Origin of the sequence: Idiomarina xiamenensis 10-D-4, assembly GCF_000299895.1 — a bacterium.
Lineage (GTDB): Bacteria > Pseudomonadota > Gammaproteobacteria > Enterobacterales > Alteromonadaceae > Idiomarina > Idiomarina xiamenensis.
Map to the genome: position 1 here is coordinate 117,657 of NZ_AMRG01000010.1, position 15,483 is coordinate 133,139.

13 protein-coding genes are annotated in these 15,483 nt (G+C 48.8%); 10 read left to right on the forward strand and 3 right to left on the reverse strand.

Going from position 1 to position 15,483, the window contains the following annotated elements; genetic code table 11:
* Window positions 1-11: 11 nt before the first annotated feature.
* Window positions 12-1,082, reverse strand: coding sequence for an efflux RND transporter periplasmic adaptor subunit (locus A10D4_RS08920; protein ID WP_008489071.1), 1,071 nt, complete (start codon window positions 1,080-1,082; stop codon window positions 12-14).
* A gap of 371 nt (window positions 1,083-1,453) precedes the next feature.
* On the reverse strand, window positions 1,454-2,734 hold the full coding sequence (locus A10D4_RS08925; protein WP_008489073.1) for a citrate synthase: 1,281 nt from the start codon (window positions 2,732-2,734) through the stop codon (window positions 1,454-1,456).
* A gap of 398 nt (window positions 2,735-3,132) precedes the next feature.
* On the opposite strand from A10D4_RS08925, the gene sdhC reads away from it, so the two are divergent.
* The 10 genes from sdhC to A10D4_RS08975 all read left to right on the forward strand — a co-directional run bounded on the left by sdhC (window position 3,133) and on the right by A10D4_RS08975 (window position 15,025).
* A complete protein-coding gene (gene sdhC / locus A10D4_RS08930; protein WP_008489074.1) occupies window positions 3,133-3,543 on the forward strand; it encodes a succinate dehydrogenase, cytochrome b556 subunit in 411 nt (136 codons plus the stop codon).
* A complete protein-coding gene (gene sdhD, locus A10D4_RS08935) occupies window positions 3,537-3,884 on the forward strand; it encodes a succinate dehydrogenase, hydrophobic membrane anchor protein (protein WP_008489075.1) in 348 nt (115 codons plus the stop codon). Before sdhC ends, sdhD begins: the two co-directional genes overlap by 7 nt.
* A 6-nt stretch (window positions 3,885-3,890) precedes the next feature.
* Window positions 3,891-5,651: a succinate dehydrogenase flavoprotein subunit gene (gene sdhA / locus A10D4_RS08940; RefSeq protein ID WP_008489076.1), complete on the forward strand. Its 1,761-nt coding sequence runs from the start codon at window positions 3,891-3,893 to the stop codon at window positions 5,649-5,651.
* Between the two features lie 15 nt (window positions 5,652-5,666).
* Complete coding sequence (locus A10D4_RS08945; protein ID WP_008489077.1) at window positions 5,667-6,380, forward strand: succinate dehydrogenase iron-sulfur subunit; 714 nt, start codon at window positions 5,667-5,669, stop codon at window positions 6,378-6,380.
* A 131-nt stretch (window positions 6,381-6,511) separates the two neighbouring features.
* Window positions 6,512-9,319 (forward strand): 2-oxoglutarate dehydrogenase E1 component, encoded by a 2,808-nt coding sequence (locus tag A10D4_RS08950; protein ID WP_008489079.1) that lies wholly within the window; start codon window positions 6,512-6,514, stop codon window positions 9,317-9,319.
* A gap of 13 nt (window positions 9,320-9,332) precedes the next feature.
* Window positions 9,333-10,865, forward strand: a complete 1,533-nt coding sequence (gene odhB / locus A10D4_RS08955) for a 2-oxoglutarate dehydrogenase complex dihydrolipoyllysine-residue succinyltransferase (RefSeq protein WP_008489080.1) — start codon at window positions 9,333-9,335, stop codon at window positions 10,863-10,865.
* A 125-nt stretch (window positions 10,866-10,990) separates the two neighbouring features.
* Window positions 10,991-12,157, forward strand: a complete 1,167-nt coding sequence (gene sucC / locus A10D4_RS08960; RefSeq protein ID WP_008489081.1) for an ADP-forming succinate--CoA ligase subunit beta — start codon at window positions 10,991-10,993, stop codon at window positions 12,155-12,157.
* The gene (gene sucD / locus A10D4_RS08965; protein WP_008489082.1) at window positions 12,157-13,029 is read left to right on the forward strand and encodes a succinate--CoA ligase subunit alpha; all 873 of its coding nucleotides are present in this window, start codon (window positions 12,157-12,159) and stop codon (window positions 13,027-13,029) included. Before sucC ends, sucD begins: the two co-directional genes overlap by 1 nt.
* A 146-nt stretch (window positions 13,030-13,175) precedes the next feature.
* Window positions 13,176-14,192, forward strand: coding sequence for an MBL fold metallo-hydrolase (locus A10D4_RS08970; protein ID WP_008489083.1), 1,017 nt, complete (start codon window positions 13,176-13,178; stop codon window positions 14,190-14,192).
* A gap of 59 nt (window positions 14,193-14,251) precedes the next feature.
* On the forward strand, window positions 14,252-15,025 hold the full coding sequence (locus A10D4_RS08975; RefSeq protein ID WP_008489084.1) for an SDR family oxidoreductase: 774 nt from the start codon (window positions 14,252-14,254) through the stop codon (window positions 15,023-15,025).
* Between the two features lie 11 nt (window positions 15,026-15,036).
* On the opposite strand, the gene A10D4_RS08980 is transcribed toward A10D4_RS08975, so the two are convergent.
* The coding region (locus A10D4_RS08980; protein WP_008489085.1) for an FMN-dependent NADH-azoreductase at window positions 15,037-15,483 on the reverse strand (447 nt) is incomplete at its 5' end.

Below are 15,483 nucleotides of genomic sequence, written 5' to 3' on the forward strand. Positions count from 1 at the left end.
AAAGAGGCGGATTAACCGGCGTTAATAATGTCGACTTTGGCTTGGTCTTTTAAATTGTTTTGGCCAGTGATGACAATTTTATCGCCATTGTTTAAGCCGTTTAGCACCTCGAAGTGGGTGTCGTTGCTGTAACCTAAATGCACGTCAATTTTGTGTGCCACGCCGTTTTCATCGACGCGAAATACGCTGTGTTGGTTGTCCAAGCTGACTACCGCATATTGTGGGATCAAGGTGGCATTACGGTGGGTGTTGTATTGTAATTTCACCGCCGCATACATGCCGGATTTCAAGTGTTGATCGGCGTTGTCTACTGCGAGCACCACTTTAAAGGTGCCCGAGCGACTATCGACCACCGGGCTAATTCTTTCTACGGTGCCATGAATATCGTCGGCTTGGCTGGCAACGCGTAATGATGCTTGTTGACCGATAGCAATGCTGGCCAGTTGTTGTTCTGGTAAATGAATGATGCCTTGTAAACGCGTCTGATCGACAAGATAAAACAGCGCATTGGCTTGATACTGAGTAACTAAATTACCGACTTTGACATAGCGGGTGGCAACGTGACCGCTGATGGGGGCGCGAATTTCGGTTTCGCTAAGATTCAGCGCAGCCATGTCGTATTCAGCTTGTTTAACGTCGCGTTGCGCACGTAATTTGTCGTACACATCGGCGCTGACCAACTGTTGCTCGGCCATTTGTCCAACGCGTTTTAATTCTTGCTCTATGCCAGCCAGTTCGGCTTTGGCGCGAGCCAACTGAATACGGTACTCATCATCGCGTAAACGTGCGATGACGTCGCCTTTGCTGACCGCGTCGCCTTCCTCGACATAAATTTCTTCGACTAAGCCGTTCACTTTACTGATGACGTCGGCTTCTTCACGAGCTTCCAATGTGGCGGTGGTTTGATAGGCCTGAGTAATGTCGCCCTGACTGGCATTACCGACTTCAACGGGGATCCGTAGTTCGGTCACCTGCTGCGGTTTTTGGTTACCGGCATCGGCTTGCGTACAGCCGGTTAAGCTGGCTAGGCTAGCAACACAGAAGATAACGCCAAGCGCTTTTAGTGATGATTGTGATGGCATGGTGGTTGTCCTTCGCTAAGTTGGTCAAATTGACAAAATGATGTTTCCTTAGCGGTGATAAGTGCAGCTAATATGCCAAAATATAAAAATCTATATTTATCAGTGTTTTATTGGTTATTCTCTGTGTTTTTTGATGCGCTGAATTGGGATTCGATGGTGAAAATGGCGATTGTTTAGTATTTTTTAATGATTGCTTAATCAAATTGATGATGGTGGTGGTCGGGCTCAGCTATACTCAGCTATAGTTGCAGTTGCGCATAAAAAAACGCCTCGAGTGAGGCGTTTTTACTAATTGCTTTTTACGGCATGCTTTATACGGCTATTTATTGCATAAATCGTTGCATAATCCGTGATTAAAACATCACCAATATTTATTTTTTCAATGGTGAGAATTTACGCTGTGTATGACCGGTATACAACTGGCGAGGACGACCAATTTTCTGGTTTTCTTCGCTCATCATTTCATGCCAGTGAGAGACCCAACCAACCGTGCGTGATAAGGCAAAAATGACCGTGAACATGCTGGTCGGGATACCAATTGCCTTAAGAATAATACCAGAGTAGAAGTCGACGTTCGGATAGAGTTTCTTCTCGATGAAGTACTCGTCTTCACGCGCGATGCGCTCCAATTCCATAGCGACATCTAACAGCGGATCGTCGATATCTAGTTCTTGTAACACTTCATGACAGGTGTCACGCATGACGGTGGCGCGAGGGTCAAAGTTTTTATAAACACGGTGACCAAAGCCCATCAGACGGAATGGATCGTCTTTGTCTTTAGCTTTCTCGATATACTCAGGGATCTTGTCAACTGAGCCAATCTTCTCCAGCATGCGCAGGCAAGCTTCGTTGGCGCCGCCGTGTGCCGGTCCCCATAAAGACGCAACACCGGCTGCAATACAAGCATATGGGTTGGCACCCGAAGAGCCCGCCAAACGTACCGTTGAGGTTGATGCATTTTGCTCATGGTCAGCGTGTAAGGTGAAAATACGATCCATCGCTTTAGCGATAATCGGATTAACTTGGTACTCTTCAGCCGGCACCGAAAACATCATATTCAAGAAGTTTTCAGAGTATGACAGGTCATTACGCGGATAAACAAAGGGTTGACCCATGCTGTATTTATAAGCCATAGCGGCGATGGTTGGCATTTTCGCAACTAGGCGATAGGCACTGCGTAAACGTTGCTCTGAATCGTGAATATCTAAATCGTGATGATAGAACGATGACAGTGCGCCGGTGACGGCACATAACATGGCCATCGGATGCGCGTCACGGCGGAAACCGTTAAAGAAGTTATGAATGCCTTGATGCACCATGGTGTGTTTGGTGATGGCATCTTTGAATTCGGCATAGGTTTCTTCATCAGGGGCTTCACCGTGTAGCAGCATGTAGCAGACTTCTAGGTAATCAGCCTGAGTTGCTAGCTCATCAATCGGATAACCACGATGTAGCAAAACACCCTTGCCACCATCAATAAAGGTAATAGCCGATTCGCAAGAACCCGTTGCTAAGAAACCTGGGTCAAAGGTGAAATAACCGTGCTTACCAAGCGAACGAACATCGATTACATCGTTGCCTGCAGTCGGTGAAATAACTGGCAAATCAATAGATTGGCCATCAATCTGCAGGGTGGCTTTACGATCAGCCATAAGGAAATCTCCTCGCTTTTCTGCTTCGTCTAGAACGTTAAAGTGCGCTAGTTTTACTTGATCTGAGTGACCAATGTCAATTTCTGTAAACGCGCGTTTGAAATTGTGCATGTTCAATAATCATGCAAGAAAGTCGCAAAAACATGCCAAAAGTGGTGAACAATTATACGTTATAATACGCCAAATCGGATCATCAAATCCGACTATTGTCGCATTGCCATCTAGAAATCTTTTTAGCTGCGGTGATCGAACACAAAAAAGGAGTCGTTATTCAGCTAAGGAATTGTAATTATTCGCCATGCTGGATATACTCTCGTTGGATCAGATAGGCTGTCGTTCTTCGCTTATCTGGCTGGTTGAATAATTAGGGGTCCAGTTCCGGACCAGAAGTCCTGAGCATGTCTCAAATGCTTTTATATAAAAGGCAAACAACCGTGAAGAAACAAAGACCAGTAAATTTAGCTTTATCAACAATTCAATTTCCTGCTCCTGCAATCGCTTCAATTTTACACCGTATCACTGGCGTGATCATGCTAGTGGCGTTGGTGTTTTTAACTTGGGCATTAGTCACATCCTTACAAAGCGAACAACAGTTCAATTGGGTGAGTTCTTTAATGGACACCTTTTTGGCTAAATTTATCGCTTGGGGAATTTTGACCGCACTGGGTTATCACTTATTAGCGGGTTTGCGCCACCTAGTGATGGATATGGGTCACTGGGAAGAGCTGCAGTCCGGTAAATTAAGTGCCAAAGTGGCTATGGTATTAGCCATCGTATTATCAGTTTTGGCAGGAGTTTGGTTATGGTAAGAGTTGCATCAACTTTCGGACGCAGTGGTACCCACGATTATGTGCTGGTACGCGCAACCGCGATCATCCTGACCTTATACGCATTGTTTATGGTTGGTTTTTTCGTGGCCACGCCGGAGGTCACTTATCAAGTGTGGACAGGGCTGTTCGCTAATTTATGGGTGAAAGTATTTACCTTGCTAGCGTATACAGCGGTATTGATTCATGGCTGGATTGGTATTTGGCAAGTACTGACGGACTATGTCAAAAAATCTAGCCGACGTGCCTTTGTCCAATTGGTTGTCAGCGTAGCGTTAATCGTTATGTGGTTAACCATCCTGTTCGTACTGTGGGGTGTTTAAGTGACTATGCAAACATTAGAATTTGATGCCGTAGTGATCGGCGCTGGCGGCGCCGGTATGCGCGCTGCACTGCAAATCTCAGAATCAGGCATGAGCTGTGCACTGATGTCAAAAGTGTTCCCAACTCGTTCGCACACAGTATCGGCGCAGGGCGGTATTACCGTCGCGTTAGGTAACGCACACGAAGATGATTGGGAATGGCACATGTACGACACCGTTAAAGGGTCGGACTACATCGGTGACCAAGACGCCATTGAATATATGTGTAATGCCGGTCCAGAAGCGATTCTGGAACTGGAACACATGGGATTACCGTTCTCGCGTTTTGAAAACGGCAAAATTTATCAACGTCCGTTTGGCGGTCAGTCGAAAAACTTCGGTGGTGAGCAAGCCGCACGAACGGCTGCTGCTGCAGACCGTACTGGACACGCGTTGCTGCATTTGCTGTATCAGCAAAACGTGAAAAACAAAACCACCGTGTTATCAGAATGGTACTCGCTCGACTTAGTGAAAAACCAAGACGGTGCGGTTGTTGGTACCACCGCGTTGAATATTGAGACCGGTGAAGTATTTTTTATTAAAGCCAAAGCGGTAGTTTTGGCTACCGGCGGTGCTGGCCGTATTTTCGCCTCAACCACCAACGCACACATCAACACCGGCGACGGCGTTGGTATGGCCTTGCGTGCGGGTGTGCCGGTGCAAGATATGGAAATGTGGCAGTTTCACCCAACCGGTATTGCCGGTGCCGGTACGCTGGTAACCGAGGGGTGCCGTGGTGAGGGTGGCTACCTGCTGAATAAAGATGGCGAGCGCTTTATGGAGCGTTATGCGCCAAACGCCAAAGACTTAGCATCACGTGACGTGGTTGCGCGCTCGATGATGATGGAAATTCGAGAAGGCCGTGGCTGTGAAGGCCCTTGGGGCACTCACTTAAAACTGAAGTTAGACCATCTGGGTAAAGAGGTGTTAGAAAGCCGTTTACCTGGCGTTTGTGACTTGTCACGAACCTTTGCTCACGTCGACCCAGTGAAAGAGCCGATTCCGGTTATTCCTACCTGTCACTACATGATGGGCGGTATTCCAACTAACATTCATGGGCAGGCATTGAGCGTCGACGCGAATGGCAATACTAAGCCTGTAGCTGGCTTGTTTGCCTGTGGCGAAATTGCTTGTGTATCGGTGCACGGTGCTAACCGTCTGGGCGGTAACTCGCTACTCGATTTGGTGGTCTTTGGTCGTTCAACCGGTTTACATTTGGGCGACGCCTTAGCGGCTAACAGCGAAGCGCGTGCAGCCAGCAAAGACGATGTTGAAGCGGCGATGGCGCGTGCTAATCGTTGGGAGAACACTCAACAGGGTGAAGATCCGGCGCAAATCAAGAAAGACCTGCAACAGTGCATGCAATTAAACTTCTCGGTATTCCGTGAAGGTAAGGCGATGTCAGAAGGTCTGGATGAGCTGAAAACCATTCGTGAACGTCTGAAACATGCGCGTTTAGACGATACCAGTAGCGAATTTAACACTCAGCGTGTTGAATGTCTGGAACTCGATAACCTGATGGAAACCGCTTATGCTACCGCGGTAGCGGCTAATTTCCGTACCGAGAGTCGCGGTGCGCATAGTCGTGAAGACTATCCTGACCGTGACGATGAGAAATGGTTGGTTCACAGTGTTTATCGTCCAGAAGACGAAAGCATGACCACTCGCGAAGTGAATATGAAACCGCTTTCGCGTGATGCTTTCCCGCCAAAAGCGCGGACTTATTAAGGGTAGAGGTAAACGATGAAAACATTGAAAATTTCGGTTTATCGTTACAACCCGGATGTTGATAACGCACCGTACATGAAGGACTACAGCCTGGAAGTCGAAGAAAACCAGGATATGATGGTGTTGGATGTATTGCTGAAGCTGAAAGAGCAAGATCCAACCTTGGCGTTCCGTCGCTCATGCCGTGAAGGTGTGTGTGGTTCTGACGGCGTCAATATGAATGGTAAAAACGGTTTGGCTTGTATTACCCATGTGTCAGATTTGGGTAGCAACAAGATTGTCATCCGTCCGTTACCGGGGTTGCCGGTTATTCGCGATTTGATTGTTGATATGACACAGTTTTACCAACAATATGAGAAAGTGAAGCCGTACCTGATTAACGACGACAAGAATCCACCGGCACGCGAGCGTTTACAGTCGCCGGAAGAGCGAGAGCATTTGGATGGGTTGTACGAATGTATCCTCTGTGCTTGTTGTTCAACGTCTTGTCCGTCGTTTTGGTGGAACCCAGACAAGTTTATCGGTCCTGCGGGCTTGTTACATGCCTATCGGTTCTTGGCTGATAGCCGTGACACCGCGACTGAGCAACGCTTAGATGATTTAGATGATGCCTTTAGTGTATTCCGTTGTCACGGCATCATGAACTGTGTCAGCGTTTGCCCGAAAGGATTGAACCCGACCAAGGCTATTGGTCATATCAAATCTATGCTGTTGAATCGCGCCATTTAATCATGCGCGTGAGTCTGCTACAGTCATAGTTGAATGCTGAAATAGCCATCCCACCCACGGGTGGCTATTTTTTTGTTGTTATAGACGGTTGTTATTTCCGCAGTTTGCAAAACGAGTGTGAAGGAAAAGCAATGCAAGATGGCGTAATGCGTGCCTGGCTAGAATCGTCTCAATTAGCTGGGGGCAACTCGGCTTACATTGAGGCGCTATTCGAAGCCTATCTGGACGACCCGACGTCAGTGAGCGACGAGTGGCGAGCCTTTTTTAAATCGTTACCCGACGTTGACGGCGCGACGGATATTAAACACAGTCAAATTCGCGAACAGTTTCGTGAAATGGCGAAAAACAAGCTGAAGCAAAGCTCATCGAGTAGCGCCCCGGCACCGGACCAAAAACAGGTACGCGTGTTACAGCTGATCAACGCTTATCGCTTCCGCGGCCATCAACACGCCAAGCTCGACCCGCTCGGTTTGTGGCAGCAGGAACAGGTTCCTGATTTATCGCTGGCTCATCATGACCTTTCTAAAGATGACTACGACACCGAGTTTAATGTCGGTTCGTTAGCTGTCGGTCAAGAAACCATGAAGCTGGGTGATATTCATCAGGCACTGGAAAAAATTTACTGTGGCTCGGTCGGTGCAGAATATATGCACATCGTGTCAACCGAAGAAAAGCGTTGGATCCAGCAACGTTTAGAAAGCGTGCTGGGCACACCGTCTTTTTCCAAAGACGAACGTCAGCTAATTTTAAAAGCGCTGACCGCCGCTGATGGCCTGGAAAAATATCTAGGCTCAAAATTTCCTGGCGCTAAGCGGTTTTCGCTAGAAGGCGGCGATAGCTTGATCCCATTGCTAAAAGCACTGATCAACCGCGCTGGCGAACAGGGTTCAAAAGAAGTTGTTATCGGCATGGCGCACCGCGGTCGTTTAAACGTGCTGGTCAACGTGCTGGGTAAAAAGCCGCAAGATTTGTTTGACGAATTTGCCGGTAAACACGCCGAAGGGAAAGGCTCAGGTGATGTTAAATATCACATGGGCTTTTCATCTGACTTCGAAACACCGGGCGGTAACATTCATTTGGCGTTGGCGTTTAACCCATCGCATTTGGAAATCGTTAACCCGGTAGTGATGGGCTCGGTACGCGCGCGCATGGATCGTTTGCAAGATCCTGAGGGCGCCAAAGTACTGCCAATCACCATTCATGGTGACGCCGCCATCGCCGGTCAAGGCGTGGTTCAAGAAACCTTTAATATGTCGCAAACCCGAGCGTTCCAAGTGGGCGGTTCGGTGCGTATCGTGATCAACAACCAAGTTGGCTTTACCACCTCTAAACGTGAAGATTCACGTTCGACGCAATATTGTACCGATATCGCGAAGATGGTGCAGGCGCCGATTTTCCACGTTAACGCTGACGACCCTGAAGCGGTAGTTTTTGTCACTCAATTAGCCTTAGATTATCGCAACACCTTTAAGCGTGATGTGGTTATCGATTTAGTCTGTTATCGCCGTCACGGCCATAACGAGGCCGATGAGCCGAGCGCTACACAACCGTTAATGTATCAGCAGATCAAGCAGCATCCGGTGCCGCGTGAACTGTATGCACAACGCTTGGTAGAGCATAAAGCTGTTGACGCTGACCAAGCACAACGCTTCATCGATGATTATCGTGATGCGTTGGATCGAGGTGAAGTGGTCGTCGACGAATATCGTCCGATGAAAGCGCACTCTAGCGACTGGTCACCCTATATCGGTAACGATTGGGATGTGGATTATGACTCGGCTATTAGCCGCGATGAGTTGCAGGCACTCGGCGAGAAAATTTGCGACTATCCCGACAGCTTCCAATTGCAATCGCGTGTGGCTAAGGTGTACAGCGAACGCTTGAAAATGGCGAACGGTGATAAGCAAGCCGATTGGGGTTTTGCCGAAACCTTAGCTTATGCCACGCTAGTCGATAAAGGCGTACATATTCGCTTGACCGGTCAGGATAGTGGTCGTGGTACGTTCTTCCACCGTCATGCGGTGCTGCACAACCAAGACGACGCATCGGTTTACATGCCGTTGAATAACCTACGCGACGGCCAAGGACAAATCGAAATTTATGATTCGGTGCTATCCGAGGAAGCGGTAGTCGCGTTTGAATATGGCTATGCTACCGCGGAACCGCATGCCTTAGTGATGTGGGAAGCGCAGTTTGGTGATTTCGTCAATGGCGCGCAAGTGGTTATCGACCAATTTTTAAGCTCGGGTGAGCAAAAGTGGGGTCGTTTGTGTGGCTTAACCCTATTGTTGCCGCATGGTTACGAGGGGCAAGGTCCAGAGCATAGTTCGGCACGTCTAGAGCGTTTCTTGCAGTTGTCGGCTGACCATAACTGGTCAGTGTGTGTACCGACTACGCCAGCGCAGGTGTTCCACATGATCCGTCGTCAGCATTTACGTCCGGTACGGCGGCCGTTGATTGTAATGACGCCTAAGTCATTATTGCGTCACCCGTTAGCGGTATCAGGCATGGATGAATTAGCCGATGGCGTGTTCCAAAACGCGATTGGTGAAATCGACGATATTGATGCGAAAAAAGTTAAGCGCGTAGTGCTTTGCTCCGGTAAAGTTTACTACGACTTGCTAGCCCAACGTCGCGAGCGTGAGCAAAACGATGTAGCCATAATTCGTATTGAGCAGTTGTACCCGTTCCCGGCTGAAGAAGTCGCGGAAATTATGAAAGATTATCAGCACGTTAAAGACTTTGTCTGGTGTCAGGAAGAGCCGCAGAACCAAGGTGTTTGGTATAACAGCCAACATCATTTCATGGCTGCGATTCCTGAGGGTGCGAAGTTAACTTACGCAGGACGTGCGGCTTCGGCTGCGCCAGCAGTGGGTTATTTATCTGAGCACAATAAACAGCAGCAGCAATTAGTTGATGATGCGCTAACCATTAAATAGGTGAAGGTCTACCATGGCGATTGATATTAAAGTTCCTCAATTACCTGAATCTGTTGCTGATGCAACAGTTGCCACATGGCATGTAAAGCCAGGAGACAAGGTCTCTCGGGACCAGAATCTGGTGGATATCGAAACAGACAAAGTGGTGCTAGAAGTTGTCGCGGAAGCTGACGGCGTCATCGGCGAAATTATTGCCGAAGAAGGTACCACTGTCGGTGCCGAGGAAGTCATAGGCAAGCTTGAAAAAGGCGATGGCGCAGCGGCCAAAAGCGATGCTAAAGCGGACACTAAAAGCGATAGTAAATCGACCAGCAAGGACGAGGCTAAGGCCAGTTCAGACAGCGGCGAGAAGCTAGAAGTGAAAGTGCCACAGTTACCTGAGTCGGTATCTGACGCGACCATCGCGGCTTGGCATGTAAAAGCCGGTGATGCGGTTAAACGCGACCAAAACTTAGTCGACATCGAAACCGACAAAGTGGTGTTAGAAGTGGTTGCACCGGCTGACGGTGTGTTGCTGGAAATTAAACATGATGACGGTGCCACCGTCGGTGCCGAGGATGTTATCGGTATTGTTGCGGCGGGTGCCAGTAAAGGCCGTAGCGGTGATAGCCAAGCGACAACCGATAGCAGTGCCAACGACAGCAGCGAAGATAGTGATGTTGCCGGACCGGCAGTACGTCGCCTGTTAGCCGAGCATGGGCTAAAAGCCAGTGACGTTAAGGGCACCGGCAAGAATGGCCGCGTCACCAAAGAAGACGTCGAAAAACACGTCAAAGAAGGCGCCAATAAAGCGGCTTCTGCGAGTACTGACAAAGCGTCAGCAGCAGCGCAAGCAAGCAGTGGCGACCGTGACCAAAAACGTGTACCGATGACGCGCTTACGTAAACGTATCGCGGAACGTTTGTTGGATGCGAAAAACTCGACGGCAATGTTGACTACCTTCAATGAAATCAACATGAAGCCGATCATGGACCTACGCAAGAAGTACAAAGATGTCTTCGAAGAGCGCCATGATACACGTTTAGGCTTCATGGGCTTTTATGTCAAAGCGGTGACCGAAGCGCTGAAGCGTTTCCCAGAAGTCAACGCATCGATTGACGGTGACGACGTCGTTTATCATAACTTCTTTGATATCAGCATTGCGGTATCGACGCCTCGCGGTTTGGTAACACCAGTATTGCGTGACACTGACCGTTTAGGTTTGGCTGATATTGAGAAAGGCATCAAGGCGTTAGCAATTAAGGGCCGCGATGGTAAGTTGACGTTAGACGAAATGCAGGGCGGTAACTTCACCATTACTAATGGTGGTGTGTTCGGTTCACTGTTGTCTACGCCGATTTTGAATCCACCACAAAGTGCCATTTTGGGTATGCATAAAATCCAAGAACGGCCAATGGTGGTAGACGGTAAGATTGAGATTTTACCGATGATGTATCTGGCTCTGTCGTACGATCACCGTATTATTGATGGCAAAGAGTCAGTGGGCTTCTTGGTGACTGTTAAAGAGTTACTGGAAGATCCACAGCGTCTGATTCTAGACGTATAAGTTGGCGACAGCCGCAATCGATATTGCGGCTGTTTTTTTTGCGCCGTAAGCGTTAAAATGCGGCGCGTAATTCGGGTTAGCAGCAATTTGCTGCTTTTGTTGTTCAAACGAATTGGAAGAGCATCATGAATTTGCATGAGTATCAGGCCAAACAATTATTTAAAGAGTTTGGTTTGCCAGTATCTGAAGGTTTTGCCGTAGATACTGCAGACGAAGCTGTCGAAGCAGCAAAACGTATCGGCGGTGACAAGTGGGTTGTTAAAACTCAGGTTCACGCTGGTGGCCGCGGTAAAGCTGGCGGTGTTAAATTAGTTTCAAGCACTGACGAAGTGCACGCATTCGCGTCCAACTGGTTAGGCAAAAACTTAGTCACTTATCAGACTGACGCTAATGGTCAGCCGGTGTCTAAAATCTTGGTAGAAAGCCTGACTGATATCGCTTCTGAGCTGTACTTGGGCGCGGTTGTTGACCGTTCTACCCGTAAAATCGTTTTCATGGCATCAACCGAAGGTGGCGTGGAAATCGAGAAAGTGGCTGAAGAAACGCCAGAAAAAATCTTAAAAGCAGTGATCGACCCGATTGTCGGCGCGCAACCTTATCAAGGTCGCGAGTTGGGCTTTAAACTGGGTTTGAACGCTGACCAAGTTAAGCAATTCACTAAAATCTTTTTAGGTTTGGCGAAGATGTTCGAACAGTACGATTTTGCACTGTTGGAAATCAACCCGTTGGTGATCACCGAGCAAGGTAATCTGCATTGCTTAGACGGTAAGGTGAACATCGATAGTAATGCGTTGTATCGCCAGCCTAAAATCAAAGAAATGCACGATCCATCACAAGAAGATGAGCGTGAAGCACAAGCGGCTAAGTGGGAACTTAACTACGTCGCGTTAGACGGCAACATCGGTTGTATGGTTAACGGTGCTGGTCTGGCTATGGGTACCATGGACATCGTTAAATTGTCTGGTGGCCAACCCGCTAACTTCCTTGACGTTGGTGGTGGTGCAACTAAAGAACGTGTATCAGAAGCGTTCAAAATTATCCTCTCTGACAAAGCCGTTAAAGCGGTTCTGGTCAACATCTTTGGTGGTATTGTTCGTTGTGACATGATCGCTGAAGGTATCATCGGTGCGGTCGAAGAAGTTGGCGTTAAAGTACCGGTCGTGGTTCGCTTAGAAGGTAACAACGCTGAGCTGGGAACCAAGAAACTACAAGACAGTGGCTTAAACATCATTGCAGCAGAAAGCCTGTCTGACGCTGCCGATAAAGTTGTCGCTGCAGCAGGAGGTCAATAATGAGCATTTTGATCGATAAGAACACCAAAGTTATCTGCCAAGGTTTCACTGGCGGTCAAGGTACCTTCCACTCTGAGCAAGCGATTGCTTATGGCACGCAAATGGTTGGCGGTGTCACCCCGGGTAAAGGCGGTCAAACTCATTTAGGCCTGCCAGTATTCAATACTGTGCGCGAAGCGGTTGAAGCTACCGGCGCTACCGCATCGGTGATTTATGTACCAGCACCTTTCTGTAAAGATTCGATCATCGAAGCTGCAGACGCGGGTATCGAGCTGATCGTCTGTATTACCGAGGGTATTCCAACTCTGGACATGCTGTACGTTAAAGAATATTTAACGCATAAGAATGTTCGTATGATTGGTCCTAACTGCCCAGGTGTGATCACCCCAGATGAATGCAAAATTGGTATTATGCCAGGTCACATTCATAAGAAAGGTAAAGTGGGTATCGTATCGCGTTCAGGTACATTGACTTATGAAGCGGTCAAGCAGACGACTGATGAAGGTTTTGGTCAGTCGAGCTGTGTTGGTATCGGTGGCGACCCGATTCCAGGCTCTAACTTTATCGATATTCTGGAACTGTTCGAAAAAGATCCAGAAACCGAGGCTATCGTTATGATCGGTGAGATCGGCGGTACTGCGGAAGAAGAAGCGGCTGAATACATTAAAGCAAACGTGACTAAGCCGGTTGTGTCTTACATCGCGGGTGTGACTGCTCCTCCGGGTAAGCGTATGGGTCACGCTGGTGCCATCATCTCTGGTGGTAAAGGTACTGCTGATGAAAAATTCGCAGCGCTGGAAGCCGCAGGCGTTAAAACCGTGCGTAGCTTAGCCGATATCGGTAAAGCGATTCGCGAGAAAACTGGCTGGTAAGCGAGTTTTCGATAATACTTAGAACCGCGCTCCGGCGCGGTTTTTTTATGCCCGTCTACGGGTTTAAGATACTCGCTAAAGATGGTCGAAAACGCAATCGCTGACGTAATGGTTAAGGTTAATGAACACAAGCAAAGGAGAGCATCATGGCTCGTTACCCATTGAACCGGTTTTGGTCTACGCTGCTATTCGCTGGCGGCGTTACGGTTGCGGCACTGGCAGGCGGTTACAGTGCTGCTGTCGCGGCTAAAGCGCCAGCTCAATTTACGCAGGCTCCGGGGTATTATCGTTTGGCGCTGGGTGATATTGAAATCACGGCTTTATCAGATGGTGTTAATCCGTTACCCATGCATCAATTATTGAGTTTAGATGCGGCGGAAGTCCGTCAACGTTTGGCTGAATTTTATTTGCACAGTCCGTTAGACACATCGGTCAATGGCTTTTTGGTTAACGACGGCAAACAATTAGTGTTAATCGATACCGGCGCGGGTGATCTGTTTGGCGACAGTGTCGGGCGTTTACAGCAAAATTTGCAGGCGGCAGGTTATAGCACCGACGCCGTCGATGTTATTTTGTTAACCCATTTGCATAGCGACCACGTGGGCGGCTTACTGAAGGGAGACAAGCCTCGTTTTAGCCACGCAAGCGTTTATGCGCGCGACGATGAAGTCAATTATTGGTTAAGCGACGAACGCTTAGCGCAAGCCAATGATGAGCAGCGCCGCAGCCTAGAAAAGGTACGTCAATTATTGGCGCCTTACCAAGCACAAGGACGGTTGGTTGCCTTTAGTGCGGGTGACACCTTAGCGGCCGGTATTCACGCTGTAGCCACGCCCGGTCATACGCCTGGGCACACTAGCTATCGTCTGCAGCGTGACGGTCAGCGGCTTTGGATTTGGGGCGATATTGTTCATGCCGCCGCCATTCAGTTCGCCGACCCCAGCGTCACCATCGCCTTTGACAGTGATGCTGAGCAAGCGCGTCAACAGCGACAACAGTTGTTTGCGGAACTCGCTAAGCACGGTGATTGGATTGCCGGTGCGCATTTGTCGTTCCCAGGAATCGGTCATATTCAAGCGCTTGGCGATGGACACTATCGTTGGCTACCCGCTAATTATACGCTGCCTCAGCCAGCACCGGACAATAAAGACGCTGCTGAATAATATCGAGCGTTACCGTAAGCTATGGTGATTGTCTGACGTAAACGATAGGAACTGATGTGATGGCAAGGACAGCGACAAAGACGCGTCAAGTTATTTTGATTAGCGGTGCAAGTTCGGGGTTAGGTGAAGGCATGGCGCGACAATATGCGGCCTTGGGTCGCGATTTGGCGCTTTGTGCTAGGCGTATTGAGCGGTTACAGCAATTACGTGACGAGTTAACTCAGTTGTACCCCAACATTCGCGTCGCTATTGCGCCACTGGATGTCAACGATCACCAGCAAGTATTTGATGTTTTTCAGTCATTTAAACTGGAGTTTGGGCAATTAGACCGGATCATCGTCAATGCTGGCATGGGCAAGGGTGCTGCCTTAGGTAAAGGCCACTTTGCCGCCAATCGACAAACCGCTGAAACCAATTTTGTCGCGGCGTTGGCGCAATGTGAAGCTGCCATGAACATTTTTTACGAGCAAGGTCACGGTCACTTAGTGACTATCGCGTCTATGAGTGCATTACGTGGGTTGCCCGGTGCGATGACCGTTTATGCCGCTTCTAAAGCCGGTTTAAGGGCGCTAAGCGAGGGCATCCGAGCTGAATTGCTTAAGCGTCCGGCGCCGATTAGTGTCAGTTGCATACTGCCTGGCTATATTCGTTCAGAAATTAACGAAAATTTGCCAAAAACGCCATTTATGGTCGATAACGAAAGCGGTTGTCGCGCGCTGCTTAAGGCGATAGAAAAAGAACCCACCGAGGCCTATGTGCCGGGTTGGCCATGGCGCTTGGTGGGCTTTTTGATGAAGCGTTTACCGTTACGCTGGGTGTTGAAATTAACCTAGGCGCTGGCTAACTAAGCAGCACTGAATTCATCAGCCACCGCTTGTTCGGCCGTCTGCATCGATTGCTGACGCTGTTCTGGGCTTAAATTAACGCCTTCAGCGCGGATCGTGCTGACTTCGGTAATACCGATAAAGGCTAAGAACTGTTTGACTAAGCTCTCTTGATGATCCATGCCCGCTGCCGGTCCTTCACTGTAAATACCGCCGCGGCCTGAGACTAAGTATGCGCGCTTACCGGTTAATAAACCCTGCGGGCCTTGCTCGGTATATTTAAAAGTACGGCCAGCCTGAGCAACGCGATCCATCCAGGTTTTTAATTGGCTGGGTACGGTAAAGTTATACATAGGCGCACCGATGACCAAGACGTCGGCGGCGAATAGTTCATCCAGCAGAGTCTCGGTTAATGCCAATTGCTGGCGTTGATAGTCGCTACGTTGAGCGTCTTCGGTAGCGGCTGG